At 71.8% G+C, this 26,958-nt stretch carries 26 protein-coding genes; 19 read left to right on the top strand and 7 right to left on the bottom strand.

Features of this window, described 5'->3' with window-relative positions:
• Positions 1 to 65: 65 nt before the first annotated feature.
• A complete protein-coding gene (locus MXD62_RS33880; RefSeq protein ID WP_018505454.1) occupies positions 66 to 779 on the top strand; it encodes a response regulator transcription factor in 714 nt (237 codons plus the stop codon).
• Positions 780 to 865: 86 nt separating this feature from the next.
• Here MXD62_RS33880 and MXD62_RS33875 read toward each other — a convergent pair whose 3' ends face one another.
• A complete protein-coding gene (locus MXD62_RS33875; RefSeq protein WP_248833426.1) occupies positions 866 to 1,516 on the bottom strand; it encodes a GNAT family N-acetyltransferase in 651 nt (216 codons plus the stop codon).
• A 320-nt stretch (positions 1,517 to 1,836) separates the two neighbouring features.
• On the opposite strand from MXD62_RS33875, the gene secA reads away from it, so the two are divergent.
• Positions 1,837 to 4,818: a preprotein translocase subunit SecA gene (gene secA, locus MXD62_RS33870; RefSeq protein ID WP_248833425.1), complete on the top strand. Its 2,982-nt coding sequence runs from the start codon at positions 1,837 to 1,839 to the stop codon at positions 4,816 to 4,818.
• A gap of 119 nt (positions 4,819 to 4,937) precedes the next feature.
• On the opposite strand, the gene MXD62_RS33865 is transcribed toward secA, so the two are convergent.
• Both MXD62_RS33865 and MXD62_RS33860 read right to left on the bottom strand, forming a co-directional pair.
• Positions 4,938 to 5,687: an Rv3235 family protein gene (locus MXD62_RS33865; RefSeq protein ID WP_248833424.1), complete on the bottom strand. Its 750-nt coding sequence runs from the start codon at positions 5,685 to 5,687 to the stop codon at positions 4,938 to 4,940.
• Positions 5,688 to 5,767: 80 nt separating this feature from the next.
• Positions 5,768 to 6,961, bottom strand: coding sequence for a LysM domain-containing protein (locus MXD62_RS33860; protein WP_248833423.1), 1,194 nt, complete (start codon positions 6,959 to 6,961; stop codon positions 5,768 to 5,770).
• Positions 6,962 to 7,232: 271 nt separating this feature from the next.
• On the opposite strand from MXD62_RS33860, the gene MXD62_RS33855 reads away from it, so the two are divergent.
• The gene (locus MXD62_RS33855) at positions 7,233 to 7,802 is read left to right on the top strand and encodes a hypothetical protein (RefSeq protein ID WP_112108538.1); all 570 of its coding nucleotides are present in this window, start codon (positions 7,233 to 7,235) and stop codon (positions 7,800 to 7,802) included.
• Positions 7,803 to 7,865: 63 nt separating this feature from the next.
• Here the strand turns inward: MXD62_RS33855 and MXD62_RS33850 are convergent, their stop codons facing one another.
• Positions 7,866 to 8,102 (bottom strand): helix-turn-helix domain-containing protein, encoded by a 237-nt coding sequence (locus tag MXD62_RS33850; protein ID WP_020463281.1) that lies wholly within the window; start codon positions 8,100 to 8,102, stop codon positions 7,866 to 7,868.
• Positions 8,103 to 8,558: 456 nt separating this feature from the next.
• On the opposite strand from MXD62_RS33850, the gene MXD62_RS33845 reads away from it, so the two are divergent.
• The 6 genes from MXD62_RS33845 to MXD62_RS33820 all read left to right on the top strand — a co-directional run bounded on the left by MXD62_RS33845 (position 8,559) and on the right by MXD62_RS33820 (position 15,738).
• Entirely contained in the window at positions 8,559 to 9,335 is a 777-nt protein-coding gene (locus MXD62_RS33845; protein WP_248833422.1) for an SAF domain-containing protein, read from the top strand.
• The gene (locus tag MXD62_RS33840) at positions 9,332 to 10,654 is read left to right on the top strand and encodes a chromosome partitioning protein (RefSeq protein ID WP_248833421.1); all 1,323 of its coding nucleotides are present in this window, start codon (positions 9,332 to 9,334) and stop codon (positions 10,652 to 10,654) included. The genes MXD62_RS33845 and MXD62_RS33840 overlap by 4 nt, the downstream gene beginning before the upstream one ends.
• 582 nt (positions 10,655 to 11,236) lie before the next feature.
• On the top strand, positions 11,237 to 11,734 hold the full coding sequence (locus tag MXD62_RS33835) for a transcriptional regulator (protein WP_020463278.1): 498 nt from the start codon (positions 11,237 to 11,239) through the stop codon (positions 11,732 to 11,734).
• Between the two features lie 199 nt (positions 11,735 to 11,933).
• Complete coding sequence (locus tag MXD62_RS33830) at positions 11,934 to 13,169, top strand: patatin-like phospholipase family protein (RefSeq protein WP_248833420.1); 1,236 nt, start codon at positions 11,934 to 11,936, stop codon at positions 13,167 to 13,169.
• A gap of 23 nt (positions 13,170 to 13,192) precedes the next feature.
• Positions 13,193 to 13,684 carry a hypothetical protein gene (locus tag MXD62_RS33825; RefSeq protein ID WP_248833419.1) on the top strand — a complete coding sequence of 164 codons (492 nt, stop codon included), beginning with the start codon at positions 13,193 to 13,195 and terminating at the stop codon, positions 13,682 to 13,684.
• Between the two features lie 446 nt (positions 13,685 to 14,130).
• Positions 14,131 to 15,738 carry a hypothetical protein gene (locus MXD62_RS33820; protein ID WP_248833418.1) on the top strand — a complete coding sequence of 536 codons (1,608 nt, stop codon included), beginning with the start codon at positions 14,131 to 14,133 and terminating at the stop codon, positions 15,736 to 15,738.
• A 75-nt stretch (positions 15,739 to 15,813) separates the two neighbouring features.
• Here the strand turns inward: MXD62_RS33820 and MXD62_RS33815 are convergent, their stop codons facing one another.
• Positions 15,814 to 17,499 (bottom strand): PAS domain-containing protein, encoded by a 1,686-nt coding sequence (locus MXD62_RS33815; protein WP_248833417.1) that lies wholly within the window; start codon positions 17,497 to 17,499, stop codon positions 15,814 to 15,816.
• 658 nt (positions 17,500 to 18,157) lie between these two features.
• Between MXD62_RS33815 and MXD62_RS33810 the strand changes: the two genes are divergently transcribed.
• From MXD62_RS33810 to MXD62_RS33780, 7 genes are all read left to right on the top strand, one after another.
• Positions 18,158 to 19,444, top strand: coding sequence for a CpaF family protein (locus tag MXD62_RS33810; protein WP_248833416.1), 1,287 nt, complete (start codon positions 18,158 to 18,160; stop codon positions 19,442 to 19,444).
• Positions 19,444 to 20,304 carry a type II secretion system F family protein gene (locus MXD62_RS33805; RefSeq protein ID WP_248833415.1) on the top strand — a complete coding sequence of 287 codons (861 nt, stop codon included), beginning with the start codon at positions 19,444 to 19,446 and terminating at the stop codon, positions 20,302 to 20,304. The genes MXD62_RS33810 and MXD62_RS33805 overlap by 1 nt, the downstream gene beginning before the upstream one ends.
• A 46-nt stretch (positions 20,305 to 20,350) precedes the next feature.
• Complete coding sequence (locus MXD62_RS33800) at positions 20,351 to 21,376, top strand: type II secretion system F family protein (RefSeq protein WP_248833414.1); 1,026 nt, start codon at positions 20,351 to 20,353, stop codon at positions 21,374 to 21,376.
• A gap of 49 nt (positions 21,377 to 21,425) precedes the next feature.
• Positions 21,426 to 21,671 carry a hypothetical protein gene (locus MXD62_RS33795; protein ID WP_248833413.1) on the top strand — a complete coding sequence of 82 codons (246 nt, stop codon included), beginning with the start codon at positions 21,426 to 21,428 and terminating at the stop codon, positions 21,669 to 21,671.
• 84 nt (positions 21,672 to 21,755) lie between these two features.
• Positions 21,756 to 22,142, top strand: coding sequence for a TadE/TadG family type IV pilus assembly protein (locus tag MXD62_RS33790; protein WP_248833429.1), 387 nt, complete (start codon positions 21,756 to 21,758; stop codon positions 22,140 to 22,142).
• Positions 22,139 to 22,699 carry a hypothetical protein gene (locus tag MXD62_RS33785; protein WP_248833412.1) on the top strand — a complete coding sequence of 187 codons (561 nt, stop codon included), beginning with the start codon at positions 22,139 to 22,141 and terminating at the stop codon, positions 22,697 to 22,699. Before MXD62_RS33790 ends, MXD62_RS33785 begins: the two co-directional genes overlap by 4 nt.
• 116 nt (positions 22,700 to 22,815) lie before the next feature.
• Complete coding sequence (locus tag MXD62_RS33780) at positions 22,816 to 23,679, top strand: tyrosine-type recombinase/integrase (protein ID WP_248833411.1); 864 nt, start codon at positions 22,816 to 22,818, stop codon at positions 23,677 to 23,679.
• A gap of 272 nt (positions 23,680 to 23,951) precedes the next feature.
• Here MXD62_RS33780 and MXD62_RS33775 read toward each other — a convergent pair whose 3' ends face one another.
• Together MXD62_RS33775 and MXD62_RS33770 are read right to left on the bottom strand one after the other, a co-directional pair.
• The gene (locus MXD62_RS33775) at positions 23,952 to 24,158 is read right to left on the bottom strand and encodes a DUF397 domain-containing protein (protein WP_248833410.1); all 207 of its coding nucleotides are present in this window, start codon (positions 24,156 to 24,158) and stop codon (positions 23,952 to 23,954) included.
• A 144-nt stretch (positions 24,159 to 24,302) separates the two neighbouring features.
• Entirely contained in the window at positions 24,303 to 24,455 is a 153-nt protein-coding gene (locus tag MXD62_RS33770; RefSeq protein ID WP_248833409.1) for a hypothetical protein, read from the bottom strand.
• A 775-nt stretch (positions 24,456 to 25,230) separates the two neighbouring features.
• Here MXD62_RS33770 and MXD62_RS33765 point away from each other — a divergent pair.
• The 3 genes from MXD62_RS33765 to MXD62_RS41125 are packed head-to-tail and all read left to right on the top strand — an operon-like array spanning position 25,231 to position 26,956.
• Entirely contained in the window at positions 25,231 to 26,229 is a 999-nt protein-coding gene (locus MXD62_RS33765; RefSeq protein WP_248833408.1) for a hypothetical protein, read from the top strand.
• Positions 26,226 to 26,768 carry a GNAT family N-acetyltransferase gene (locus MXD62_RS33760; protein ID WP_248833407.1) on the top strand — a complete coding sequence of 181 codons (543 nt, stop codon included), beginning with the start codon at positions 26,226 to 26,228 and terminating at the stop codon, positions 26,766 to 26,768. Before MXD62_RS33765 ends, MXD62_RS33760 begins: the two co-directional genes overlap by 4 nt.
• Entirely contained in the window at positions 26,765 to 26,956 is a 192-nt protein-coding gene (locus MXD62_RS41125) for a hypothetical protein (protein ID WP_368862489.1), read from the top strand. The genes MXD62_RS33760 and MXD62_RS41125 overlap by 4 nt, the downstream gene beginning before the upstream one ends.
• Positions 26,957 to 26,958 lie beyond the last annotated feature (2 nt).

Raw genomic sequence — 26,958 nt, 5'->3', positions numbered from 1 at the left:
TGTGCCCCCGGCGTCGCGACGCCGGGGGCACAACCCCGCGGGAGCGGTTCCAGGGGAGGTCGGAGATGACGGTGGACGAGCAGCGTTCCGAGGAGGCGCTGCGTACGCCATCGGAGGCGAATCCCATCCGGGTGCTCATCGTTGACGACCATGCCCTGTTCCGGCGCGGCCTGGAGATGGTCCTGGCGCAGGAGGTCGACATCGAGGTCGTCGGTGAGGCCGCCGACGGGGCGGAGGCGGTCACGATGGCCGCCGAGATGGCGCCGGACATCGTCCTGATGGATGTCCGCATGCCCAGGCGCGGTGGGATCGACGCCACGAGCGCCATCAAGGAGAAGGTGCCCAGCGCGAAGATCGTGATGCTCACGATAAGTGACGAGGAAGCCGACCTCTTTGACGCCATCAAGGCCGGCGCCATGGGCTACCTCCTCAAGGAGATCTCGATCGACGAGGTCGCCGCGGACATTCGGGCGGTCTACAACGGCCAGAGCCTCATCAGCCCGTCCATGGCCTCCAAGCTGCTCAGCGAGTTCGCGGCCATGATCAAGACGAAGGACGACCGCCCGCAGCTCCCGACACCGCGGCTGACCGACCGGGAGATGGAGGTCCTCCGCCTGGTCGCCAAGGGGCTGAACAACCGGGACATCGCCAAGCAGCTCTACATCAGCGAGAACACGGTGAAGAACCACATCCGGAACATCCTGGAGAAGCTCCAGCTCCACTCCCGGATGGAGGCGGTGGTGTACGCGGTGCGGGAGAAGTTGCTCGAGATCACCTGACGGCCTCTCGCCCGGCGGGCCCGCGGTGTCCGCCGAGCCGCGCGGCGGCGGTCAGCCGGGTCCGTTGGCGGGCCGCAGGGCGGCGGTCAGACGGGCGGGTCCGTGGCGAGCCGGGTGCCGATCCAGCAGTCGTGGCGGACGCCGTCCCCCAGGACGATCGCGCTGCGCAGCGTGCCGTCGAGGGTGAACCCGAGCTTCTCCGCCACCCGGCGGGAGGCGTGGTTTCCGACCGCCGCGCGCCACTCGACGCGTTCCAGCCCAAGGGCGCCGAACCCCCAACGCAGCAGCGCCGCCGCCGCCCGGGTGGCCACGCCCTGGCCGCGGGCGTCGGCGGCGCACCAGTAGGAGATCTCCGCGTCCCCCTCGTCGGTCAGGTCCTGCAGGGCCACCGACGCCAGGAGCGCTTCGGTGGTGGCGTCGACGACGGCCAGCGGCGTGCCCGTCGCCGTCGCCCACGCCTCCGGCGCCTGCCGGCAGACGAAGTCCTCCGCGTGGTCTCTCGTGTAGGGAACGGGGACCCGCGTCCACCGCGGAATCTCGGGATCCTGACAGGCCCCGCGCACGGCGTCGACGTCCGAGGCCTTCCAGGGACGTAGGTGCAGCGCACCCGCGGTGATCTCGACGGGCTCGAGCGGAATCCGCTGGACGGCGCGCTCGGCGCCCGGCCCGGGCCGGCGCGCGGGGGGCAGCCAGGGGCCGGGGACGGGGCCGGGACCGGATCCGGTGTCGGAACGCATACCGCCACGATGCCAGCACCCCGGGCCGCGGCGGCGTGCTCGCGGCCCGCCGTCGGCACCGATTCGGTGGTGGGCGCGAGACGTTTCCGACGATGGCCGGCGGGCCACGGCACGCGTTGCCAGGCCGGGCACGGGCGCCGCCGCTCGGTCGTTGTGTACTCGCGGGGGAGGGAGGCGCCGCGGCGACCTGGGCGCGGTGCGCGGCTCCCGATCCCGGCGCGCCGCCGCCGGTCCGAGGACGGGCCGTGGGTGGCGATCGAGGGGCTAGCATCTTGGTTGTCGGTGAGCCTCGCCGACATGCCTGCCGGAGGAGTTTCGCCGTGGTTCTAGACAAGATCTTGCGTGCCGGTGAGGGCCGGATTCTGCGCAAGCTCAAGGCGATCGCCGAGCAGGTGAACCTCATCGAGGACGACTTCACCGGTCTGACCGACGCCGAGCTGCGCGGGATGACCGACGAGTTCCGCCAGCGCCTGGCCAGCGAAGAGGAAACCCTCGACTCGTTGCTGCCCGAGGCGTTCGCGGCGGTGCGCGAGGCGGCGCGGCGCACGCTCGGCCAGCGCCATTTCGACGTCCAGATCATGGGCGGCGCGGCGCTGCACCTGGGCAACATCGCCGAGATGAAGACCGGTGAGGGCAAGACCCTGGTCTCCACGCTGCCGGCCTACCTCAACGCGCTGAGCGGCGACGGCGTCCACATCGTCACGGTGAACGACTACCTGGCCCAGCGCGACGCCGAGAAGATGGGCCGTGTCCACAAGTTTCTCGGCCTCTCGGTCGGTGTCATCCATCCCCAGATGCCGCCGTCGGTGCGCCGCCAGCAGTACCGGTGCGACATCACCTACGGCACGAACAACGAGTTCGGGTTCGACTATCTGCGCGACAACATGTCCTGGAGCGCCGAGGAGCTGGTCCAGCGCGGCCACCACTTCGCCGTCGTGGACGAGGTCGACTCCATCCTCATCGACGAGGCCCGCACGCCCCTGATCATCAGCGGCCCGGCCGACAACCCGACCCGCTGGTACACCGAGTTCTCGCGGATCGCCCCCCTGCTCGAGCGGGACGTCGACTACGAGGTCGAGGAGGGCAAGCGGACGGTCTCGATCAGCGAGGTCGGCGTAGAGAAGGTCGAGGACCAGCTCGGCATCGAGAACCTGTACGAGTCGGTGAACACTCCCCTCGTCGGTTACCTCAACAACGCGCTGAAGGCCAAGGAGCTCTACAAGCGGGACAAGGACTACATCGTCACCGACGGTGAGGTCCTCATTGTCGACGAGTTCACCGGTCGCGTCCTGCATGGCCGCCGTTACAGCGAGGGAATGCACCAGGCGATCGAGGCCAAGGAGAAGGTCGAGATCAAGCAGGAGAACCAGACCCTGGCGACGATCACTCTCCAGAACTACTTCCGGCTCTACGACAAGCTGTCCGGAATGACCGGTACGGCCATGACGGAGGCCGCCGAGTTCCACCAGATCTACGCCCTCGGCGTGGTGCCGATCCCGACCAACAAGCCGATGGCCCGCACCGACCAGGCCGACGTCGTCTACAAGACCGAGATCGCGAAGTTCGACGCGGTCGTCGAGGACATCGCTGAGCGGCACGAGAAGGGCCAGCCCGTGCTGGTCGGCACGACCAGCGTGGAGAAGTCGGAGTACCTGTCCAAGCAGCTCACCAAACGGGGTGTCCGGCACGAGGTGCTGAACGCCAAGAACCACGAGCGCGAGGCGATGATCATCGCCGAGGCGGGCCGGCGGGGCGCGGTCACCGTGGCGACGAACATGGCCGGCCGAGGCACCGACATCATGCTCGGCGGCAACCCCGAGTTCATCGCCGACGCGGAGTTGCGCCAGCGCGGCCTGTCCCCGGTCGACACCCTGGACGACTACGAGGCGGCCTGGCCCGAGGCGCTGGAGAAGGCCAGTGCGTCGGTCAAGGCCGAGCACGAGGACGTCGTCAACGCCGGTGGCCTCTACGTGCTCGGCACCGAGCGGCACGAGTCCCGCCGGATCGACAACCAGCTGCGCGGCCGTGCCGGCCGTCAGGGCGACCGCGGCGAGTCCCGGTTCTACCTCTCCCTCGGTGACGACCTCATGCGGTTGTTCAACGCCGCGGCGGTCGAGGGCATCATGGACCGCCTCAACATCCCGGACGACGTCCCGATCGAGTCCAAGATCGTGACTCGCGCGATCCGTTCCGCGCAGACCCAGGTCGAGGGCCAGAACTTCGAGATCCGCAAGAACGTCCTCAAGTACGACGAAGTCATGAACAAGCAGCGCACCGTCATCTACGAGGAGCGCCGCAAGGTCCTGGAGGGCGCCGACCTGCACGAGCAGGTTCGCCACTTCGTCGATGACACCGTCGAGGGCTATGTGCGCGGCGCGACGGCCGACGGGTACCCGGAGGAGTGGGACCTCGAAACCCTCTGGTCGGGCCTGGGCCTGCTCTACCCGGTCGGCGTCGACGCGCCGGGCACCGACGACCGCGAGGGGCTGACCTCCGACCTCCTGCTCGAGGATCTTCAGGCGGACGCGCAGGACGCCTACGACCGGCGCGAGGCCGACCTCGGCGACAAGCCGGACGGCGAGGCCGTCATGCGTGAGCTGGAGCGCCGGGTGGTGCTCGCGGTACTCGACCGCAAGTGGCGTGAGCACCTCTACGAGATGGACTACCTGCAGGAGGGCATCGGCCTGCGGGCGATGGGGCAGCGAGACCCGGTCGTGGAGTACCAGCGCGAGGGCTTCGACATGTTCCAGACGATGATGGAGGGCATCAAGGAGGAGTCAGTCCGCCTCCTGTTCAACGTCGAGGTGCAGGTAGCGGGGCGGGACACCGACCAGAGCGGCACCGCGCCCGAAGGAGCGCCCGCGGCCCCGGCCGGCACGCCACCCACCCCGGCCACCCCGGCCGAGCACGGCTCCGTGTCCGTCGGCGCGGTGCCGCTGGTCACCCCGGCCGCGCCCGCACCGGCGCAGCCCGCGCGGACCGCTCCCGAGCCTCCGCCGGCCCCGGTGCCGGCGTCCCCGCCGCCCGTCTTCGTCAAGGGCCTCGAACCGCACCGCCCGACCGGCGGACTGCGTTACACGGCGCCGTCCGTCGACGGCGGCTCGTCCACGGTGACGACCGTCGACAACGGGTCCGAGCTGTCCCGTGCCGGCGGTGGTGGGCCGCGCTCGGCCGGCGGCGGCGTGTCCCGCGGCGCTGGCGAGGGCGGAACGGCCCGCCCGGCACGCAACGCGCCCTGCCCCTGCGGCTCGGGGCGGAAGTACAAGCGCTGCCACGGCGATCCGGCCCGCCGCAACGACTGACGGAACCACCGGAAAGCCAGAGGTGGGGCGGGTGCGTCGCCGGAGCTCTCCGCCCCGCCTCTGGCCGGTTGGCTGAGCTGGCCGGTCAGCCGAGTTGGCGGGCCAGCCGAGCTGGAGAATCAGCCGAGCTGGAGGGTCGTCACCTGCCAGCGGCCGGCCGCGTGCTCCATCCGCAGCGCGAGCGCCCGCACCCTGGGACCCCTGCTGACCACGGCGCTGACCTCCGCGACCCCGGGCAGCGGCTCGCTGACCCGCACGCTGCGCACCTGCGAAGGCTGGCGGGTGGCCAGAGACGAGGCCGTCCGCTGGAAGTCGCTCTGCAGGGCGGCCGTGCTCCAGGGGGCCAGATGCGCGGCCGGGCGGGCTCCGGACAACACCTCGATGATCACTCGCACGACGACGGCCGCGGTCCGGCGCGGGTCCGGTGACGTCCCCGGGCCCGTCGGTGCCCGTGCCGCGAGCCGCGGTGCCACCGCGGCGGCGGTGGCACCGTTCGCCGCGGTGGCACCGTCCGCTGGCTGGCGCGCCGGCGTGCGGGTCGTTCGGGCGGGCCGCGGCCACGGGAGGGTCCGTTGGTCCGGCAGGAGGTGGCGGGCGGCGCCGCGTTCGGCGCGGGACACCGTCCTGGCCGGCGCGCCCATGGCGGTCGACGGGGCGTTTGGCGTGGTGGTCGGCGCCGCGACTCGTGAATACCGGGCACCCACGGACCGGTCGGTTCCCGGGGCTCGCCCGGCCGGCGCGGTTTGCTCGGGTGGGACGGTTTCATCGTCGTAGGGCGGGTCGATGGGACGCACGGGCATCAACCGGGGCGTTGTGGCGACATGGGGACGCCGGCGACGGGGCAGGGTCAGGGCGGTCGTCGCGGTCACGGCGGACCTTTCGGGGGATGGTGGGGCGTCATCGCCCAGGCACCGAGGGACCTGGGCCGGGCAGGTGGCTGTAGCCGGGGTCAGGGACTGGGCGGCGGCAGGAGCCGCTGGCCGGGAAGAAGAAGATCCGGATCGGGCCCGATCACGTCGGCGTTCGCCGACCACCAGCGCGGCCACTCGGCCGCGATCTGATCGGTCGTGGCGGTGGGCCCGAGGTGACGGGCGACGATCGTCCACAGGCTGTCTCCGCGTAGCACGACGACCTCCGCGGCCGCGCCCGGATTCGTCGGGGGAGTGCCCGGGGATGCGCCGGGCGCCGTGCCCGGCGTGCCCGTGCCGAGCGGCGCGGAGGGCACGAGGGGATCACCCCCGCCGTTGCCGGAAGGCGCGGAAGCACTGGGCGCTGCGGCGGCGGGCGCCGGAGCGGTGGTGCTCGGCGCACTGGGGGCCGGCGCACTGGGGGCCGGTGCACCTGGGGTCGGGTTTGTGGGCCGTGGCGTGCTGGTGCCGGACGGCTGGCCGGCCTGGCCCGACTGATCGGTGTGCTCGGCCCGGTCGGGATGGCCGAGGAAGGGCCATCCGCGCGCGGTCGCCGTGGCCGATCGGTCCGTGGGCGCGGTGCCGGGGTCAGGGGCGGCCGTGGCGGGAGCCGGCGGCTGCTGCGCACGGGTGGGTGGATCGGCCGCGCTGACCGGGGTCATCGGCACGACCTGGACGTCGTCCGGCAGGCCACGCCCGGTGCCGGACGCCGCGTCGGGGTGGCCCAGGTAGGGCCAGCCGCGCTGGGACGCGGCCAGCCCGCCCGTCGGCCCGATGGCCGGGGCGCCCGCCGAAGCGTCCGCCGACATGCTCGCCGACGCCGTGGCGGCGGGCGGGCCGGTGGCGGCCGAAGCCGGGCTGGCGCCGAGAACGGGACTGACGCTCGCGGCCACGAGGGTCACCCCGAGGCCGATTTCGACGATCCGGCGCACCGCGCCGGGCAGGACCCGGCGGGCGAGCGCGGCGAACACCCGGCCGGCCGCGCCCGGCAGCGCGGCCAGGACGCCGAGCACCACTCCGGCGCACAGCCACAGCAGGCAGATCCAGGCGATGATGCCGAGGCAGTTGGCGAACGCCAGCTCCGGCTCGTCGGCGAACCACGTGGGGATGTCGCCGGGGCTCGACGGCAGGTCCGCCAGCCGCGGGCCCAGCAGGATCAGCACCGCCGCGACACCGAGGGCGAGCACGGCGCTGCCCACCCTGGCGGCCGCGTCCCGCCGCGCCCCTGAGATCATCTTTGGTGACCGTCCGTCCGGGTATGGGAGCGGTGCCGGCCATGGGCGATATACCGGCTGTGCCGAAGTACATCGCTCATGGGCGGACATGGCTGCTATCGGTAGCCATGTCGGCCTCCGGATTGGCTCGGGGTCAGGGAGCCGAACTACGGCAGAGGCCGTTTGGTTACGTTTGCTTGTGTAACCCGCCGAAAGGCGTATGTCAATCCGTCCTGCTTCGTCTGATCGGGGTCGTGACGGTTGACCTGTAGAAATGGAGGTTGGCGCCGCGATGCGCTGGGAGGACCTGTTCGCCGATCTTGAGTTGCAGTGGGAGGCCGTCGAGGCGGCCGAGCTCGAAGCGGAGATCGCTGACCGGACGCGGCGGGAGGCCGGTTACCTCCGGCTGCTCGACCGGTTGCGACCGGCGGTGGGCGCCGAGGTGAGATGCCTGCTGCGGGGCGGGCCGACGGCCGGCCCCGCCGCCGTCACCGGGCGGCTCACCGCGCTCGGGGTTGACTGGCTCCTGCTGTCCGAGTCCGGCCCGGCGGAGGTGCTGGTGCCGAGATCGTCGCTGCTCGCGGTGCGCGGCCTGCCGACGGTGTCGGCGCAGCCTGGGCACGAGGGCCGTCTCGCGGCCCGGCTCGACCTGCGCCATGTGCTGCGCGGCCTGGTGCGCGACCGGGCGGCCTGCGCGGTCGCCCTGCTCGGCGGCGGGCAGCTGACCGGGACGCTGCTGCGCGTCGGCGCGGACTTCGTCGAGCTCGCCGAACATCCGCTGGGCGAGTTCGCCCGCCGCGGCGAGGTGCGCTCCGGCTGGACGGTGCCCCTCGAGGGCCTCGCGTTCATCCGGCGCGGCTGAAACCCCGGCGACCGACGGCTGGACGTCCAGCCGCCCGGCCCGGGTGCGGGTGTTCGGGGTGGGTCAGTCCTCGGGCAGAGTCTCGTTGCGGCTCATCGGGTTGGCGGCCACGAAGGCGCGGGTCTGCTCGTACGCGCGTTGGATGTAGGCCTCGAGCTCGCTGCGCTCGACCCGCCACTGGCCCCGCCCGCCGATCTTGATGGCGGGCAGCTCACCGGAGCGAACGAGAGCGTACGTCTGGCTGGCAGAGATGTTGAGGATCTCTGCCACGTCGCTGAGCTGAAGGAAGCGGTCGTTCATCAACGCCTCCTCTCCGGTGACGGTCGGCGCGTCTTACCTGTGTATCAGACTTCCCGCCTCGCATCGCGTTCGAATGCCTCGGCTTGTGGATAACTGCTCGCGATACCGATCGATGGGACAGGCAACCGGTAACCGGCCGCCAGACCCGGACGCGCGCGGCCGGCGGGCGACCTCGCGCGGCCGGTCGGCGACCTCCTTATGCCCGTCGCCGCCGCCGCGCATCGCCAGGGCCCAGCCAGGCGTCCTATGTGGGGAAAGGCTGTAACGCGGCGACGGTGACGGCTTGATGCTGTATCACCGTTTCGACTGGGTTCGGGATCGTCGGCCACGTACGCTCTGCGACCGGGGTGTGTTCTTCGGTGGCCGTCATAGGACGTCGCCGGCACGGCACATGCCGTCGTCGGTGAGGACGACCGTTGGTGAAGATCGCCGCGGGCGAGGAGTGAGGAGGGCCCGGTGACCGAGCTGACCGTCGCGCCGGCGCGACCGGAGCCGACCCCGCCGGTGCCGCCGTCACCCCCGGCGCGCAGGCTCGGGCGCCGCCGCTGGCGCGACTCGCGGCTGCTGATCGGCGTCCTGCTGGTGCTGGTGTCCGTCGTCGCCGGCGCGCGCCTGTTCGCGACCGCGGACCGAACCAGGCAGTGGGTGATCGCCGCCGCCGACCTGCCGGCCGGCCACATCGTCGTCGACAGCGACCTGACCACGGCCACCGCCCACCTGGACGGCGCGACGTCGGACCGCTACTACCCCGGTGACCGCCGCAGCGAACTCCTGGGCGCCACCCTGGCCCGTCCGGTCAGCTCGGGCGAACTCCTGAGCGGCGCCGACTTCGCCGGCGAGGGCGCCGCCGCGACCAGGCTCGTCCCGGTGATCGTCAAGGCCGGGCGGGTCCCCGACCTGTCCCCCGGCGATCACGTGGACGTCTTCGTGTACCAGCCGGGAGCCGCCGCGCCGCCCGAGACAGGCGGCGACCCGGCGCAGCCCGCGCAGGAGGGGCAGGCCGTGGCCGGAGCGGGCGTCGAGATCCAGGTGCTGCACGACGTCGAGTTCGTCGCGCAGGACAGGCTCAACAGCGGCGACCGGTCGCTGTCCCTGCGGGTTCCGGTGGATGACGCCATCCGGGCGGTGGCGGCGTCGCAGAGCGAGCGGGTCGACGTCGTGAAGCTGGAGCGGGACGCCCGCGGCGAGGTCGGATCGGGCGGCCCGTCCTCCGCTCCGGGGTACGGTCGGTGAGCCTGCCGATCCTGACCGCCGTCACCGACTCGGTGGTCGAGGCCGGCCTCGTCTCGGCGTTCGACCGTCGTGATCTCGGTGTGACGGTTGTCCGCCGGTGTGTCGACCTGCCCGATCTGCTCGCCGCCGCGACGACCGGGGCTGCCCGTGCCGCCCTGCTGTCGGCCGATCTGCGCCGCCTCGACAGGGACGCCCTGGTGCGGCTGGCGGCGTCCGGTGTGGCCGTCGTGGGCCTGATCGCGCCGGGGGACGAGGACGCCGACCGCCGGCTGCGCCAGCTCGGCGTCGTCGCGGTGATCCCGGCGGACGCGACCGCGGAGGCGGTGGCGGGTGCGGTCGTGGAGGCGTCGCGCGCGCTGGCCGACCTCGCCGGTCTGCCCGCGCTGCCCGCGGCGTTCAGCGAGCCGCTGATGGGTTTCGACCCACTCGCCCCGGCGGTGCCGGCGGCCGACCAGACCGAGGCCGGCGAGCCCGGTGAGGGCCGGGTGCTCGCGGTCTGGGGGCCGGTGGGCTCGCCGGGGCGCACGACGATCGCGTTGGGCCTGGCCGCCGAGCTCGCCGCTCTCGGCACCCCGACCCTGCTTATCGACGCGGATTCGTACGGCGGCTCGGTCGGCCAGCACGTCGGGCTGCTCGAGGAGGCGCCGGGCCTCGCGGCAGCCGCGCGCTCGGCGAACCAGGGCCTGCTGGACGTCCCTCGCCTGGCGGTGCTGTGTCGGGATCTCGGCGGCGGTCTGCGGGTGCTGCCGGGTATCTCGCGGCCGTCCCGCTGGCCGGAGCTGCGTCCCGCCTCCATCGAGACGGTGCTGGCGCTGTCGCGCCGGCTCGCGTCGTTCGTGATCGTCGACTGCGGCTTCTGCCTGGAGACGGACGAGGAGCTGTCGTTCGACACGGCCGCGCCGCGGCGCAACGGCGCCACACTGGCCGTGCTCGGCGCGGCCGACTCGGTGCTCGCTGTCGCGTCCGCGGAGCCGGTCGGGCTGGTTCGCTTCGTCCGTGGGCTGTCGGAACTGCGGGAGGTGGTTCCGCACGTCGATCCGCTGATCGTGGTCAACAAGCTGCGGGGCTCGGTGGTGGGCGGTGACCCGCGTCGTGAGGTGTCGCGGGCGATGGCCCGGCACACCGGCCGCGAGCCGGTGGCGCTCGTCCCCTACGATCTGGCGGGCCTGGACGCGGCAGCCGCGTCCGGTCAGCTCCTGCGCGACATCGCCCCGGCATCGCCGGCCCGGCTTGCGGTGCGGGATCTGGCCGCGCTCCTGGCGGGGGTGTCCGGTTCGGGGCGGCGCCGGCGCTCCGCGCTACGCCGCGCTCAGCGCTGACCGCCCCAGCCCAGAGTGCCCCAGCCCAGAGTGCCCCAGCCCGGCTCGCCTCAGGCCCGGCCCACTCGGCCCCGCCCGGCTCCTCGCGTGTCGTCCCGACGCGCCCCGACACGCCGGCCGTGGGCGGTCTCCGGAAGTCGTTCCTCCGGAGTGCGCCTAACTGGCATCACGAATCTCTTGGGTGACATTTGGCCCAGTCCGGGGGATTTCGTCCGCCCAGCTATGGCTGCTGTGACATTCGGTGGGCCTCGGCGGCGGCGGTCTGCGCCTGCTGCGGTTACGGGGAGCGATTCGGGGGCATCGAATTGTCGAACGGTTCCCCGCGAGTAGTGGCGAAGCCCTGGCATTGGGTGATAAGGGGGTTGGGAACCACGTCCAGCGGTGAGCGACCTGATGCAAATCGTGCAAATCGTATCCAGCCTGAGTGGCGGACTCGCCGCGATCCGCATCAATGACCTGTCGGATGGTGAACCGTCGCTTTCGGGGACGTTAAGTTAGTGTGTGCGTGTAACGTCGCCACCCAGCTCAGCGTGGTGACGGGGGCACGTCGATGCTCGTTCGAGACGGCTGGGGGTGTGTCGGGTGAGCCGGGAGTACGCGAAGGCCGTGGGTGGTCGCCTGCGGGCAATCCGGATCCAGCAGGGGTTGTCGCTGCAGGGCGTCGAACAGAAGTCGCGCGGTCGGTGGAAGACCGCTGCGGTCGGCTCCTACGAGCGCGGTGACAGAATGATCAGCGTTCATCAGTTGTCGGAGCTCGCCGGTTTCTACGGTGTTCCGGTGTCCGCGCTCCTGCCAAATGAGGATCAGCTGCCGCCGCGGGAACGCAGGCCCCGTACCGTGCTGAATCTGGAGAAGCTCGCCGAGGCGCCGCCCGATTCGTCCGCACTGGTGCGCAGATGGGTCGCGCAGATTCAGCGCCAGCGCGACGACTACGCCGGGCATGTGCTGTCGATCCGCGACGGCGACGTCCGGGCGCTGGCCCTGCTGCACGACACGACGCCACAGGAGTTCGCCGAGCGGCTGCGGGCCTGGGGAGTACTCGAGACCAGCTTCCCCGAGGAGAGCGAGCCGCCGGAGTAGGCATCGCAGCGCCGGCCACGGCACCCCGCGTCGACGCGGGCCGGGCCGGGGCGGGCTGCGGGCCGGCACAACTGCCGGGCCGGCCCGGTTGTACCTGATGGGGCGCGGACGGCCCGCGCGCGGGAGCGGCGACATCGGTGTCGTACGCGCACCACGACCCGTGTGCGTGGCCGGGTGCACCGCGTCGGGAGGTGACGCAATGCCGAGGAAGCGGGCTTCGCGCAGGGGGCTGGTGCTTGGCGCCGGCGGAGTGCTCGGCTCAGCCTGGATGATCGGCGCACTGTGGGCCGTCGAGTCCGAACAGGCCATCGACGTCCGGGATCACGACCTGGTACTCGGGACGTCCGCCGGATCGGTCATCGCGGCGCTGCTCGGCCTGGGGGTCGGCGCGGACGTGATGGTCAATTCCGAGCGTGGGATCTTCGAGCCGGGCTACCCCGTGCTGGACTACCGCGATCTCGGAGCGTCCCTGCCGCCCAGGCCGCGGATGCGGATGGGCTCGCCGCGGCTGCTGACCACGACCGCTCTGCATCCCCGCCGGGCGACGCCGATGGTCGCGCTCGCGGCGCTGCTCCCGCAGGGCCGTGGCCAGATCGCCGCGATCGGTGATCTCGTGACCGAGACGGCCGCCCGGATCGAGCATCCACTGGACGCGCTGGCCGCCAAGCGCTCGGCCGCGGTGCCCCCCGGCGCGGGCCGGGGACGTCAGCCCGTCTCGTTGGCGGCGAACGGCTGGCCGCGGTCCCCCCGGCTGCGCGTCGTCGCGATGGACTTCGACTCGGGCGGCAGGGTGCTCTTCGGCTCCCCGGACGCGCCGCGGGCGGCCCTGCCCGACTCGGTGATGGCCTCGTGTGCCATCCCCGGCTGGTACGCGCCGATCAAGATCGCCGGCCGGCGCTTCGTGGACGGCGGCACCAGATCACCGGCGTCCCTGGACCTGCTGGTCGAGGAGGAACTGGACGAGGTGCTCGTGCTCGCGCCGGCCTGCTCCTTCGACAGTGACCGCCCGCGTGGCGCCATCGCCCGGGTGGAGCGGCAGATGCGCCGGGCCGCGACGCGACGGCTGGCCCGCGAGATCGAGCTGCTGGAGGCCGCCGGCACCCGGGTGACAGCGCTGTGCCCGGGTCCGGAGGATCTAGAAGTGATCGGCGGGAACGTCATGGACCTGACACGCCGCGCGGAGGTGTTCGAGACCTCGCTGCGAACCTCGGCCGCCGCCCTGCGAACCGCGCTCGGCGCCGACACGCGCCCCACCCGTCCCATCCGCGCCACGCGGGCGGCGGGAACAGCGACGGCGGGAACAACGGCTGGCCCGGGTGACTCCGGTGCCACCGCGAGCGGTCCGGGACGTCGCGCCGGTGGCCGGGAGGCACTTGGCCGCGCGGCGGCGACCACCGCCGCGGACCAGAAGGCGGACCTCGGTCTGGTCGGCTGACAGCGGGTTGCCACACTGGGCACATGCGTGTCTACCTTCCCTCAACGCTGACGGCCGCCCGCGCGGTGCTGCACGAGCGGAAGGTGCCACCCGGCATGGCGTTCGCGGTCACTCCTGCCGTGCGGGAGTGGTACAGCCAGTCCGACGTCGAGGAGATGGAGTTCGCGGCGCTGCAGGACGCGGCTCGGGCGAGCCTGCGGCTGCTCGACGCCGACCCCGAGTCGCCGCCGCGGCGTTTCGTCTTCGCCGCGGACGTCGACGAGCGGCTGGTGCGCGTTCGCGACGACCTGGATCGAGGCGCGGTCGAGGTCCTCGAGCCGGTGCCGCTGGCCGTCGTCCGGGCCGTTCACTCCGACGACCCGTCGGACGCCGAGGCCCAGGCCGCGGTGCGGGCCGCCGTCGCGGCCGTGCTGGAGGCCGACCTCGGCAGCGACGACGCGGCCTTCGTCGTCGACGGCGCGGAGGGGTTCGAGCTCCTCTGGTTCGCGACGCAGGAGCTGCCGGACCTGCTCTGACCGGGCCCGCGGGCCCGCGTACGCCCAACACCCACGCCCAACACCCACGCAGGACGTCGTTGCGGGACGAGCCGGAGTCGGTGTGATGACAATCGGGCAACAACCAAGAGGCGATGTTTGTCGTTCGATTGATCTAGAGGAGATGAGTTGACGAGATCTGTTGGTCGGTCGTTGTCGTAAGTGGGTGACGAGGCGGCGGGTCCGAGGTGACTTGTCGTCTTCGCGTTGCTCATGACTCCCCGCGGCGGGCATCGATCAACGCACCGAATAGTGTTGTTGCTGAGCTGGTTGCTCACCCAATAGCTCGTCTTGCGGAGCGTGTGCATGGTCCGGTTTCGGCTGGTCCGTCGCGTGTTCCGCGGCTTCCCCGGGGTCGACGTGGGCGTTCCGTCGTGCGTTCCTTGATCTCGGTGCATCTGTGGCGTGACGTAGGAGGCTGGTGAACCGTGCTCTATCTCGCTGGGCAGATTCTGGTATTCGTGCTGCTGGCGATGATCGTCGGTGCGGCGCTCGCCTGGGTCTTCCTCGCCGCGCCGGTTCGGCGCCAGCAGGCCGCGCAGGCCCGGGCGGCCAGGGCGGCCCGGGCGCGGGCCGCCCGGGGCGGGTCGGCAGGAGGGGGCGCCACCTCGGCCTCCACCCCCGGTCGATCCGGCGGCGCGCCCGCGCGTGATCCCGGCGTCGACAGCGACCTGGGCGCGCGCCACCCCGATCTTGTCACAGCCGACCCCGTGGCCGAGACGAATGCCGGGTTCGGGCAGCCTCTCGACGACGACACCTGGCCGCCGCTGGCGCCCAGGGTCGAACAAGCGGATCTCGCCGACCTGATGGCGCGCCTGGGTGACCAGGAGGAGCGATGGGCCGCGGAGAAGGCGAGCCTGACGACCCGGCTCGTCGCCGCGGAACAGCAGGCCATCGAGTCCGAGCAGCGAGTCGCGGCGGCCGAGTACCAGGTCGCGATCGCGCAGGCGCGGATCAGTGAGATCGAAGCGGCGCTGCACGCGGCACCGGCCGTCGACGCGGGCACCGCCGGCGTCGCCCAGCCGGAGGACGCTCCCGTCACCCCGGACGCAGCCGCACTCGCCGACCACGGTGATGTCACAACTGTCGCCGACCTTGCCCGGGAGACGGTCAGGCTGCGTGAGCAACTGGAGGAGGCGGAGTCGCGCGCGGCCCGGTTCTCCTCCCGGCTCGCCATGGTCCGCACCGACGCGGAGGCAGCGCAGCGGCAGGTCGCGACGATGAGCACCCGCCTCGACCGGCACCAGGCCGAGTGGGCGGCAGAGCGGATCAAGCTCCTCGCCCGGATCGCCGAGGCCGAGGAGACTCGGCCGGCGGTATCGCTCCCCCCGGTATCCGTTGATGAGCCCGAGGCCATCGCAACGGTCGAGCCCGTTCAGGCCGAGAGCGAGACGGACCGGGTCGCGGACGAGCCGAAGGAGGTCTACGCGGTGCACGAGGCGCCGGCCGAGCAGGAACTGACCGAGCAGGAACTGACCGAGCAGGAGCCGGTCGAGGTCGAGCCGGTCAAGATGGAGCCGGCATCATCCTCGGTCGAGCTCACCTGGGCCAGGGAGTCGATCGGGGCGGAGCACCTGACCTCCACGGGGCCCGGAGCCTTCGAGGCCGGCCCACTCGTCCATGTCATCCCGGGGTCCCGTGACGACGACCTCGAACTGATCGGCGCGGCGCTGGTCGGCGCCGCGGTCTCCGCGGGCGTCACCGGGCGCCCGGCGGTGGGCACGCTCGCCGGCGGATGGAACGCGGGTCCCGAGTCGGCGGGCCGGTTCCACCTCTCCGGGGCGTCGTGGGGAGGCCCGGCCGAGCCCGTGCTGTCCACCGACAACCTCAAGGAGATCGTCGGGGTCGGGCCGGTGACCGAGTCGCGGCTGCGGGTCCTGGGCATCACGACGTTCCGCCAGCTGGCCACGATGGGCGACACCGACGTCGACCGGCTGGCGAAGAAGCTGGACGGATTCGGCGATCGGATCGTCACCGACGACTGGGTCGGTCAGGCGCGTGACCTTCAGGCCCGGCACCACAGCGGCCTGGCCTGAGGCGCCGTTCGCACCGACGCACCGGACGGGTGGGCCCGACGCCCGAGCCCACTCGTCCTGTCAGTCGGCGGCTGGTCAGAGCCCCGAGATGAGACCCTCGATCTCGGCCTCGACGATGCGCCGATCGGTCACGTCGACGTACAGCCACAGATGGCCGTGGTAGCCGTTCGGTCCCGCGAGCGGGATGTGGCTGCGTTCGAACACCCTGCCGTCGGCGAACATGACCGCCTCGCGGCGGGTCGTACGGCGCCGACGCAGGAGGGTGTCCAGCCGGCTGGCGAAGCCCGCGGGGTCCTCCACCAGGCCCGGTATCGGGCGCATCTGCGTCCGGCAGTCCGTGCCGACCAGGTCCACCGGCGACTCGGCCAGTTCGAACAGGTCGCAGTACGCCTGGTTCACGGCCACCACCTGGGCGTCCGCGTCCGCGACGAGGACTGCCGAGGGCAGCTCGGCCAGCAGTGTGGTCAGCCAGCGCTCGCGCTCGTGACAGGCGTCGGAGAGCCGCCGGATCTCGGAGAGCGCGCACCCGCACGCACCGTCGCCGCTGGAATGGTGGGCTCCGGGTGGCCCCGCGATCAGGGGCTCCGACCGCTGCGGGGGTACCGGGCGCCAGAAGGCCCCCGGCGGCCGGCCGCCAGCCTCCGGCGCGCGGCCCGGCACCGGAGGTGGTGGCCCCGGCAGCGCCCCATGCGGGCTGACCGCCGCCCGCCATTCGGCTCCGGGCGGCAGGGCGCCGCCCCGGGCCGACCCCGAACGGGGAACGTACGAGGGAAAGCCCTGTCCGTCAGCGCCGGCCGAGTCAGCACGAGAGGGGTCGGCACCAGCGGGGTCGGCGCCGTCCCGTCCGCCGTTCACCACCGGACCGGTGGAGCCCGGCCCGGTCGACCGGCCCCGCGCCGGGCCGGGCAGCTGCCCGGTGAACGGCGGCTCCGCGAACGGCGGCTCCGCGAACGGCGGCTCCGCGAACGGCGGCTCCGCGAACGGCGGCTCTTTGAACGGGTCCTTGAACGGTGGCTCCGGGAAGGGCCGATCGAACGGCGGGTCCACGAACGGCGGATCGAACTCGGCGGACAGCGGGCGGCGGGGTGCGGGCACCGCCCAGCCCGGTCTGCCGTGGTCGTTGACGTCGTCGGATGGATACCAGAGATCGTCGGTGACCACGTCGAAGCGCTCGAGTTCGTCACGTAGCAGCTCGATGGTTTCCGAGCACAGACTGCCGAGGTCGTCGAGGTCGTCACCGATCGGCGAGTCGATCCCGGCGGTCTCCGGCGCCGCGGAGCCCTGCTCGCCGAGCGCCGACCCGGATCCCCGTTCGAACGCCACCGCGTCCAGACCGTCGGCGGGGATACCCGTGGGAGCGGAGGCGCTGCCGTCCGGCACGGCTGTGAGGGTTCCGGCGAAGCGGCGGTGGCCGTTCTCACCGACGACGGCAGCGGCGCGCAGTATCGCCGGCCGGGCGGATCCGTCCGGCCGGAGCAGCCGGATCTGAACCGTCAGCTCGTCACCCTCGGTGACCAGCTGACGCCACTGGCTGGTGACGGCCCGGACGTCCTCCGGATGCACGGCTCGTTCCCAGCCTCGTCCGACCGCCTTGTCCCGGGAAACTCCGGTCAGCACGGACCACTGCCGGTTCACAAAGACGTGCCGGCCTGAGACATCTGCGGTGAATATCCCGACCGGGCAGTTGTCGACAATTCGCCGGAAGACGTCCCATGCGGTTGCGAACATATCGGCGGGGTTCGCGTCGTGGTCGGCGTTCATCGCAGGTCCCGGGAAGGCGTCGGTCGGGGGGCCGGCATCGCGGCCGGTATGGGTGGTGACGATGGAACAGCTGTGCCCGGCGGGCGTTCGGTGAGGCGGGACGTTGGCTGACCGGGCACGTGAATGACCCCCGAGGCAGGCGTCGGCGGCGGTCGGCGACCTGGAAGGTGGTGTGGGGGAGTTCCACCGGTCGGCGCGGACCGCGCGTTGTCGGTTTCCTGTGTGGTGGTGCGACGTACGGGTTTCTGACCGCCGGCAGGTTACCGCTTCGGTGCATCGATGGTGGCGCACGCGGTCGGCGTTTCGGCGCCGATCTGATTCCCGTATCCATTCATCGGGACGGGCTCGCGGCGGTCGCGGGTACCCGCCGGGAGGGGATGGTGGGCCACCGCGGAGCGGACGCCGGCGCCGAGAGTGACACCGAAGATCGGTGACAGAGGGTAGTTATCCCCTCGGTGGGTGGTAGGAGCTCGCGCGCTGCGTGGCTGGTAGTGGTCCGACCCGGCGCCGACGGCCGTCCGAGGTTGTGCGAACGTTGTTGCTTGCGTACCCGCTTGGAAGGGTTGATGTCGAGTGACCCGCTTCCTACGCTTCGTAGCTGATGTCCGAAGCGTGGGGGGCTGGCCGCGTGAATATGGAAGAGGAGCGGCGATTCTCCGTGGCGGCAGCACGCGGGAACTGGCCGGACGCGACCTCTCACGTGGAAGGAGAGGTCCGTGAACTGATCCGGCGGCGTTCCCTCGACCCGGAGCGGGAACCCGTCCTCATTCGTCAACTTGTGGACGCGGTTCTCGTCGACTACGAGGAACGTGCGCTCACCAGTGATCTCCCACCCGTCGTCGACCGGGATGCGACCGCTCGTTCGGTTTACGACGCCGTCGCCGGTTTCGGGCCGCTTCAACGCCATCTCGACGATCCGGCCGTGGAGGAGATCTGGATCAACGAGCCGGGCAGGGTGTTCGTCGCGCGGCACGGGCGCAGCGAGCTGACCACCACGATTCTCACCCAGGACCAGGTGCAGGACCTGGTGGAACGCATGTTGAAGTCGTCCGGGCGCCGGGTCGACCTCTCCACCCCGTTCGTCGACGCCATGCTTCCCGACGGCTCCCGCCTGCACGTCGTCATCCCGGACGTCACCCGGGTGCACTGGTCGGTGAACATCCGGAAGTTCGTTCTGTCCGCCGGCAGCCTCGACGAGCTCGTCGCGCTGGGGACGATCACCCCGAACGCCGCGATGTTCCTGGAGGCGTCGGTCATCTCCGGCCTCAACGTCATCGTCGCCGGCGGCACCCAGGCCGGGAAGACGACCATGCTCAACTGCCTCGGCTCCGCCATCCCCGCCCGGGAACGGGTGATCAGCGTCGAGGAGGTCTTCGAGCTCCGGCTGCGCGCGCCCGACTGGGTGGCCATGCAGACCCGGCAGGCGAACCTGGAGGGCACCGGGGAGATCCGGCTGCGCCGGCTCATCAAGGAGGCGCTGCGGATGCGCCCGGACCGGATCCTGGTCGGCGAGGTGCGCCAGGAGGAGGCGCTCGACCTGCTCATCGCCCTCAACTCCGGCCTGCCCGGAATGTGTAGCCTGCACGCCAACTCCGCCCGCGAGGCGGTGACCAAGCTGTGCACCCTGCCGCTGCTGGCCGGCGAGAACGTCACCCACTCCTTCGTGGTCCCCACCGTCGCCTCCAGCGTGGACCTGGTCGTTCACCTGTCGAAGGAGGCGGACGGCCGGCGGCGGGTCACCGAGATCGCCGCGCTGCCGGGCCGCACCGAGGGCGACACGGTGGAGGTCGCCCAGATCTTCCGGACCCGCGGCAACATGCTCGTGCGCGCTGACGGGTTCCCGCCCCATCCCGAGCGGTACCTGCGCGCCGGCTTCGACCTGCCGACGCTGCTCGCTCCCAGCGAGCACGAGCGGGCGTACGCGCAGATCGCGGTCGAGCGCTGATGGGCATCTTCCTCGGCCTGCTGTTCGGCCTCGGCCTCTTCCTGATCGTGGCGAGCGGGCGTCCGCGGGCCGGTGGCGCGCGCGCCGAGGCCTCCTGGGCCCGCAGCCTGCGCGAGACACTGGCCCAGGCCGGGATCCGCGGCGTCACGGCGCACCAGTTCGTCCTCATCAGCGCCGCCCTGGGGCTGGTGGCCGGCCTGGTCATCCTGGTCTTCTCCGGCACGTTCTCGCTGGCCGTGGCCTTCGGTGCCTTCGCCTCGGTGCTGCCGCGCCAGCTCGTGCTGCGCCGGCGCCGGGCCCGCATGCACGACCTGCGCGAGCTGTGGCCGGACGTCGTCGACAACCTCGCCAGCGCCGTGCGCGCGGGCATGTCGCTGCCTGAGGGACTGGCCGCGGTCGGCGTGCGCGGCCCGGCGCCGCTGCGCCCGGCGTTCACCAGGTTCGGTGAGGACTACCGCGCGACCGGCTCGTTCTCGACCTGCCTCGACCGGCTCGCCGACGATCTCGCCGACCCCGTCGCGGACCGCATCATCGAGTCGCTGCGGATGGCCCGCGAGGTCGGCGGCACCGACCTCGGCCGGCTGCTGCGCACCCTGTCGACCTTCCTGCGCGAGGACGCCCGTACCCGCGCGGAGCTGGAGACCCGCCAGGCCTGGACGGTCAACGCCGCCCGCCTCGCGATGGCGGCGCCGTGGATCGTCCTGCTGCTGCTCGCCAGCCGCGGCGAGAACATCCAGGCCTACGACAGCCCCACCGGGGTGCTGGTGCTCCTCGGTGGCGCCGGGGTCTCCGTCCTGGCGTACGTGCTCATGAAGCGGATCGGGCGCCTGCCCGAGGAGGGACGGGTGCTGCGGCCATGAGTGGATCTTCGGGCGGACGGGTGGGCCGGGAGCTGGGGGCGGCTCGGTGAGCACGGTGGCCGCGGGCGCGCTGCTCGGGCTCGTCCTGGGCGTCGGTCTCGTCATCGTGATCTACCGGTCGCCACCCGCGCGGAAGGTGCGGCTGGCCGACCGGCTCGACCCGTACCTGCGCGACACGCCGGTCCCGTCGCGCCTGCTGGCGGACGGCGCCCGGCGCGGCGGGCACTCCGCGTCGGATTCCTCCGGCACGACGCGGGAGGCGGGCGGGCGTCCCGCCATGGCCGGGAGCGGGGCCGCGCGGTTCGGGCTCGGAGCGGTGGAGGCGCTGGTCCGACCGTTCGTCGAGGACGCAGCCCGCCGCCTCGACGGTTTCCTCGGCGGCCGGGTGGCCCTCAACCGGCGGCTCGTCCAGGCGGGTGGGCGCACCCCCGTCGAGGAGTTCCGGGTGCAGCAGGTGATCTGCGCGGTCGCCGGTGCCCTGCTCGGCGCCCTCGTCCTGGCGATGCGCACGCTGTTCGGGGTCGGGCCGCCCGCCCTTGTCGGGATCGCGCTGGTGGTCGCCGGCGCCGCCGGCGGGATCCTGGCGCGGGACTGGTGGCTCACCCGGGCGATCCGTGAGCGCGAGGACCGCATGCTCATGGAGTTCCCCACCGTCGCCGAGCTGCTGGCGCTCGCCGTCACCGCGGGGGAGTCCGCGATCGGCGCGCTGGAGCGGGTCAGCCGCCTGACCCACGGCGAGCTGGGCACCGAGCTGCGGCTCGCGCTCGCCGACGCGCACGCGGGCGCCTCGCTCGTGCAGGCCCTGGAGGGCATCGCCACCCGCACGTCACTGCCGCCGCTGGCCAGGTTCGTCGACGGCATGGCCGTCGCGATCGAGCGCGGCACACCCCTGGCGGACGTCCTGCGGGCGCAGGCGGTGGACGTCCGCGAGGCGGGCAAGCGTCAGCTGCTGGAGGCGGGCGGGCGCAAGGAGATCGCGATGATGATCCCGGTGGTCTTCCTCATCCTGCCGACGACGGTGATCTTCGCCTTTTATCCGGCGCTCGTCAGCTTCACGGTGATCGCGCAGTGACCTGCGGCATCAGATCGAGCGGCATCAGATCGAAATGAGGGAGGGGACCATGAGAAAGTTCGGAGCGAGGGCCCGGGACGGCGGCTGGGCCGCGGCACGAGCGGTGTCGCGCTGGGCGGCGCGGCGGGAGCGGCTGGCCCTGCGCGGGGCCGACCGCGGGGACGTGCCCGGCTGGGTGATGGTGACCGTCATGACGGCCGCGCTGGTGGTCGCGATCGCCACCCTGGCGACGCCGGCCCTGCAGACGCTGTTCACCTCGGCCATCGAACAGGTGACCGGCATCGCCGGCGACTGAACGATCGCGGCTGTGCGCAGGTGGCCGCCACGGTTCCCGTGGCGCTGGGGCGGGCCGGCCGTCCCGAACGTCCCCGCGGATCGGGTGACCGGTGACGGTGACAGCGGGTCCGCGATCGTCGAGTTCGTCCTGGTCGGGACGCTGCTGCTGATGCTCATCCTGGGCGTCATCCAGGTCGGGCTGGTCCTGCACGTGCGCAACACTTTGGCCGCGGACGCCGCCGAGGGCGCGCGCCACGCCGCCAACCTGGAGGTACCGGCGAGCGAGGGCGGAACCTACGCCCAGCGGCTCATCGCCGAGACGCTCCCCGGCCGCGCGGACACCGTCTGCACGGGGCAGGACGAGGCCGGCCCCGGTGACATCCCCCTGGTCCAGGTGACCTGCACGGTCGTGGTGCCGCTCAGCCTTGTCCCACTCGGTGACGGCGTCACCGTGACGGTGACCGGCCACGCGGTCAAGGAGACCCCGTGACGCCCGAACCGACCGCCGCCGGTACGCACGCCGCGGGCCCGGCGCAAGCCGTGGGTCCGGCGCAAGCCACGGACCTGACGAACGTCGCGGGGCGTGCCGACCGCGATCAGGGTTCGGCGATGATCGAGTTTGTCGGGCTCTCGATCGTGCTCCTCATCCCGTTCGTCTACCTCTTCCTGGCCGTGTTCGCCGTCCAGCGCTCGGCCTTCGGTGTGACGCAGGCCGCCCGGGAGGCCGGGCGCGCCTTCGCGACCTCACAGAGCGAGACCGCGGGTCTCGAACGCGCCCGGCTTGCCGCCCAGCTCGCCTTCACCGACCAGGGCATCGACGGCGCGCCCGAGGTCAGGTTCGCCCCGCAGGGAGCCGACTGCGGCGCGGGTAACCCGGGCGACGGCGCCGCCACTCTCGAACCAGGCGCCCGCTTCGTCGTGTGCGTCCGCGCGCACGTCGACCTGCCCGGGGTGGGCGCCGTCGCGGGCGGCCTCGCCGACGTAACCGTGAACGGCCAGTTCACCGTGGTCATCGACGCCTACAGAGAAGATCGTTCAGGCCTCTGACCTGCAGGTTTGCTGCAAAGAAGATCGAATATCTTGTTGCACCGCGCTCCTACAACGGTAAACTGGTGTCCGTGGCTACCGCCGACGGACCCCTGGCGCCGCTCATTCGATCTTGGTTGCGAAGCCTGCGGGCCGCCGCCAAACCCGAGACGACGATCAAGCAGTACCGGATCGCCGTCACCGCGCTCGACCAGTTCCTGGCCGAGCGCCAGCTCGAAGACCTCGACGTGCGCGGGCTGCGGAGCGCGACCGTCGACTGGCTCGCCAAGCTGAACGGCTCGGGCTACGCCCCGGCGACCGTCTACGTCCGCTTCGCCGCGTGCTCCCGGTTCTTCACGTGGTGTGTCGCGGAGGAGGAGCTGCCGGCGAACCCGATGGCGGGGCTGGAGCGGCCCGGCGTCCCGGAGAAGCCGGTGCAGGTGCCCGCGGCGGACATGGTCACCGCCCTGCTCAGGTCGACGGCCGGGCGGGACTTCCGCTCGCGGCGCGACCACGCCATCATCCGGCTCCTGGCGGACACCGGGATGCGCCGTGGCGAGTGCGCGGCACTCAAGGTCGCCGACATCGATCTGGACGCCCAGATCGCGTACATCACCGGCAAGGGCAACCGGCCGCGGGTCTGCCCGTTCGGCGCCAAGACCGCCCAGGCTCTCGACCGGTACCTGCGGGCCCGGTCCCGCCACAAGGGGGCGCGTCTCGACGATCTGTGGCTCACCGAGCAGCGTGCGTCCGGCCTGTCGTACCACATGATCGGAGTCATGGTCCGGGATCGCGCCGCCGCTCTCGGCTTCGAGCTGCACCCGCACCAGCTGCGCCACCTGTTCGCCCACACCTGGAAGGCCGAGGGCGGGAACGAGGACGACCTCATGCGGCTCGGCGGGTGGCGCTCCCACACGGTGATGCGCCGCTACGGGTCCGCGCTGGCGGACGAACGTGCCCGCGAGGCGCACCGCAGGATGAGCCTGGGAGATCGTTTCTAGCGAGCCGGCCGCGCGCTGCCAGCCATCGTGGTGGCGCAGTGTAATCGTCAACCGGGCGGGGAGGGGTGCTTACACAAGCGGCCTCCCTGCTTGCGTAAGCACCCCCTGCAAGCGGCTCCCATCGCCGGTGAGCAGTCGGTTCGCCGGTAAGCGGCCTCCCGCTGCCAGAGCCCGAATCTCCGAAAATCGCACTGCGCCGGCCCCTCCCGGCTCACGCGGCTGTGCGACTTGTGCGCCGCGGCGATGACTACTCTGGGTGGCAGACGGGACGATCAGACGTCGTCGAACTCCCCGGCCTTCACCGCGGCGACGAAGTCCGCCCACGCGGCATGCGTGACTCCGATCGGACGGCCGAGCGACGAGCGGATCAGCACCAGATGCGTTGAACGGGCGACACACACCGTGTCCACCGCCTTCGGTGTCGACGTGCTCGGCACGCGCCACAGCACCAGGTCCGTCGAGGGGTGCGGATCGGGCATGGCAGCTCCTTTCGTTAGGCGTCTGTACCGGCCGGCCGGGTTCGTACCGGAGGGGGAGATCAGGGGCCACCCCACCCGAGCAGCTGGTCACGGAGGAAGCCCGGGTGGAGTGGCAGCAGAGGGGGCGCGGGAGCCTGCCCGATGTCAGGTGCTGGGCGGGTGGGCAGGGACGCCAGGCCGGGACGGCACCACCGCCCAACGGTCGATCTTCGGGTCGAGCGTGGCGAAGGCATCCGCGGCGTCGAGCGAGCTGAACCCGGTGATCGCTTCGATGGCGTCGCGGTCGCCGTCGAGCACGATGACGGCCCACGGCCTTTCCTGGTCGGCTTCAGAAGCCGAGCGGACAACCCGGGTTCTCGGCCGTCTGGCGCCAGCTGGCGCCGGTGGCCAGTGCGTGTGTGGGGATCGGGTCGGGAGAGGCGGTAAGCAGCCGTCTGTGGCCACATGCCCGCTCTCCACCGCCGTCACCAGACTCTGCCCGACATCGTGACTCCGAAGGTCCGGCGACGACAGGTCACGGCAAGCCTGGCTGCCTGCGGCGGAGGCCCCGCCAACGAACCCGGAGGACGTTTCCGCGGATGTCGTCACGTGTGCTCCTCATGGTCCAGAGGGAGCGGCCGATCTGTATCGCGCCGCGCACGACTCATCACACAGCGCGTGACTCGGCCCGGTAAGGGTGAGATCGTCAGTCCCGGGGGTGGGAAAGGACGTCTCACCCGGGGCGCACCGACCGCCGAGGGGAAACGTCGTGCACGCTGAGGGAGTCGAGGCCCTGAAGGCGCAGCTCGCCACACGGTTCCGGCAGCTCCAGGCGGAGAGCGGGCTGTCAGGCACCGAGCTTGAGCGACGGACCGCGCACGACCGGAAGAACGTCTCGGCCATCCGCAACAGCGGACGGCTGCCCACCCGCGAAGTGCTTCGGGCGTATGACCGCGTGTTCGGGTCGGGCACCGAGCTGGCCGACCTGGGCGAGCGGATCCGAGCCGCGCAGAAGGCGGTACGGCTGACCGAACTCACGGCCACCGCGGGGATGGACAGACCAGGGCCAGACCACGCAGAGTCGGACGGGGAGGTGACCGAGACGGACAGACGTCAGGTGATCGAACTCGGCACGTTGTCGGCGCTGGCTCTCACCACGCAGGAGCGCATGGACACGGCCGTCGCCCACACGACCCTCGACGAACTCGAAGCGGACGCCGATGAGATCGCTCGCGTCTACGGGTCGGCCCCACACACGTCGCTCCTGCCGGAGGTCGGCGGGCGGTGGCGCCAGATCCGCGACATTCTGAGTGGCCCGCTCACTCCGCAGGTCCGGCCACGGGTGACTGCCCTGGGCGGCCAGTTCTCGTACTTCCTGGGCAGGCTCGCGTTCAACGCGAACGACATGCGATCGGCGCGCCGCTTCGCCGGGCTCGCGGCGCGCTACGCCGACGAAGTCGGCGACCCTGTGCTGACCCTGTCCATTGCCGCGCTGCGCTCCTCGATCGCGTACTGGCGGCAGGACTACGGGAAGGCACTCGGCCTGCTCCAAGCGGTAGGCCAGGTGTCTGATCCGTACATGGACGCACGAATCGCGGCCTACCGCGCACGGACCTTCGTGGCGCTCGGCGATTATCAGGCGACGCATGTTGAACTCGACCGGATGGAGCGGAGCGCTGGGACCTTCGCGCCCCGCCCCGGCGAGACGCCGGTCGGACCAGCCGGGGTCGCGATGTTCCGGGCCGGCATGGCAGTGGCCTTGGGGGACTCCGGGATGGCGCGTGAATGGGGGCCCGTCGCTGTCGAGGGTTACAGCGAACGAGGCGGAGACTTCACGATCGAGGAAGCACAGCATGCCCAGATGACGATGGCCTTCGTCCATCTAACCGGCGGTCGTGACGCCGAGCCGGAGGAGGCCGCCCGTATCGCGCGCGGTGTCCTCTCTGCGTCTCCCGAAGGGCCGACGCACACGGTGGCCGCAAGGCTGCGGCAGTGCGCAGGAGCGTTCGTCCCGGCGCAGCGCCGCCTGCCGGAGGTCACCACGTTCATCGAAGAATTCCGGGCCCTGCCTGCGGGTAGCGTTTCAGAGTGACGATTCCTACCTTGGCCACGCCGCGGCTCACTCTTCGCCCGATCCGCAATGAAGACGTGTCCGCGTATCTGGAGATCTGGTCGGACCCCGAGTTCACCCGCTATATCGGGGGCGGCTCGTCGCCGACCCCGGACGGAATCTGGCACGCCATGGCCAGCAACATCGGATGCTGGGCACTCACTGGCATCGGTCCCTGGTCCGTCATCGAGAACGCCACCGGTGACCTTGTCGGCCGAGCCGGCCTCTGGGACGAACCAGGCTGGCCAGGTGTTGAAGCCGTGTGGTTCCTCGGGAGACCGTGGTGGGGCCGTGGCTATGCGACCGAAACAGCTACAGCCGCCATTACCTGGGTGTTCGACACCCGGCCCGATTTACGTGAGGTGGTGTCGACCATTGTGCCAGCAAACGTTCCGTCCATACGGGTGGCTCAGCGACTGGGAATGAGGCTTGCCCGCACCGAGTTCCTGCACGGCTCAGACCATCACGTTTTCGCGATAAGTCGCGGCGACTGGATGAGGCTCCACGGAAGCGCCAGATGATTGGCGACGACTGGGCCGCTGATGTAGCCGGTGGCCAAGCGGCCGGGCCGCGCACGAAGTGGCAGCAGGCCAGGTGCCGGGCCGACTTGTGGCCGCCGCTCGGCCCGTGCCAAACGTCAGGACTAGCTCGGTTGCTGCTGCCGTCGGGGAACTCCCTGGACCGAAGCCGATCCGAACTCGGCGTCTGAGC

The organism is Frankia sp. Mgl5 (assembly GCF_023242985.1).
Taxonomy (GTDB): Bacteria; Actinomycetota; Actinomycetes; order Frankiales; family Frankiaceae; genus Parafrankia; species Parafrankia soli.
The sequence above is the reverse complement of the archived record's forward strand: the minus strand, read 5'-3'. Positions and strand labels throughout refer to the sequence as shown.

Bases quoted from the DNA above. Each gene is read 5' to 3' on its own strand.
- MXD62_RS33880 (WP_018505454.1), top strand. From the start codon at position 66: ATGACGGTGGACGAGCAGCGTTCCGAGGAGGCGCTGCGTACGCCATCG.
- MXD62_RS33875 (WP_248833426.1), bottom strand. From the start codon at position 1,516: ATGCGTTCCGACACCGGATCCGGTCCCGGCCCCGTCCCCGGCCCCTGG.
- MXD62_RS33860 (WP_248833423.1), bottom strand. From the start codon at position 6,961: ATGATCTCAGGGGCGCGGCGGGACGCGGCCGCCAGGGTGGGCAGCGCC.
- MXD62_RS33855 (WP_112108538.1), top strand. From the start codon at position 7,233: ATGCGCTGGGAGGACCTGTTCGCCGATCTTGAGTTGCAGTGGGAGGCC.
- MXD62_RS33850 (WP_020463281.1), bottom strand. From the start codon at position 8,102: ATGAACGACCGCTTCCTTCAGCTCAGCGACGTGGCAGAGATCCTCAAC.
- MXD62_RS33830 (WP_248833420.1), top strand. From the start codon at position 11,934: ATGCCGAGGAAGCGGGCTTCGCGCAGGGGGCTGGTGCTTGGCGCCGGC.
- MXD62_RS33825 (WP_248833419.1), top strand. From the start codon at position 13,193: ATGCGTGTCTACCTTCCCTCAACGCTGACGGCCGCCCGCGCGGTGCTG.
- MXD62_RS33815 (WP_248833417.1), bottom strand. From the start codon at position 17,499: ATGAACGCCGACCACGACGCGAACCCCGCCGATATGTTCGCAACCGCA.
- MXD62_RS33805 (WP_248833415.1), top strand. From the start codon at position 19,444: ATGGGCATCTTCCTCGGCCTGCTGTTCGGCCTCGGCCTCTTCCTGATC.
- MXD62_RS33795 (WP_248833413.1), top strand. From the start codon at position 21,426: ATGAGAAAGTTCGGAGCGAGGGCCCGGGACGGCGGCTGGGCCGCGGCA.
- MXD62_RS33775 (WP_248833410.1), bottom strand. From the start codon at position 24,158: ATGCCCGATCCGCACCCCTCGACGGACCTGGTGCTGTGGCGCGTGCCG.
- MXD62_RS41125 (WP_368862489.1), top strand. From the start codon at position 26,765: ATGATTGGCGACGACTGGGCCGCTGATGTAGCCGGTGGCCAAGCGGCC.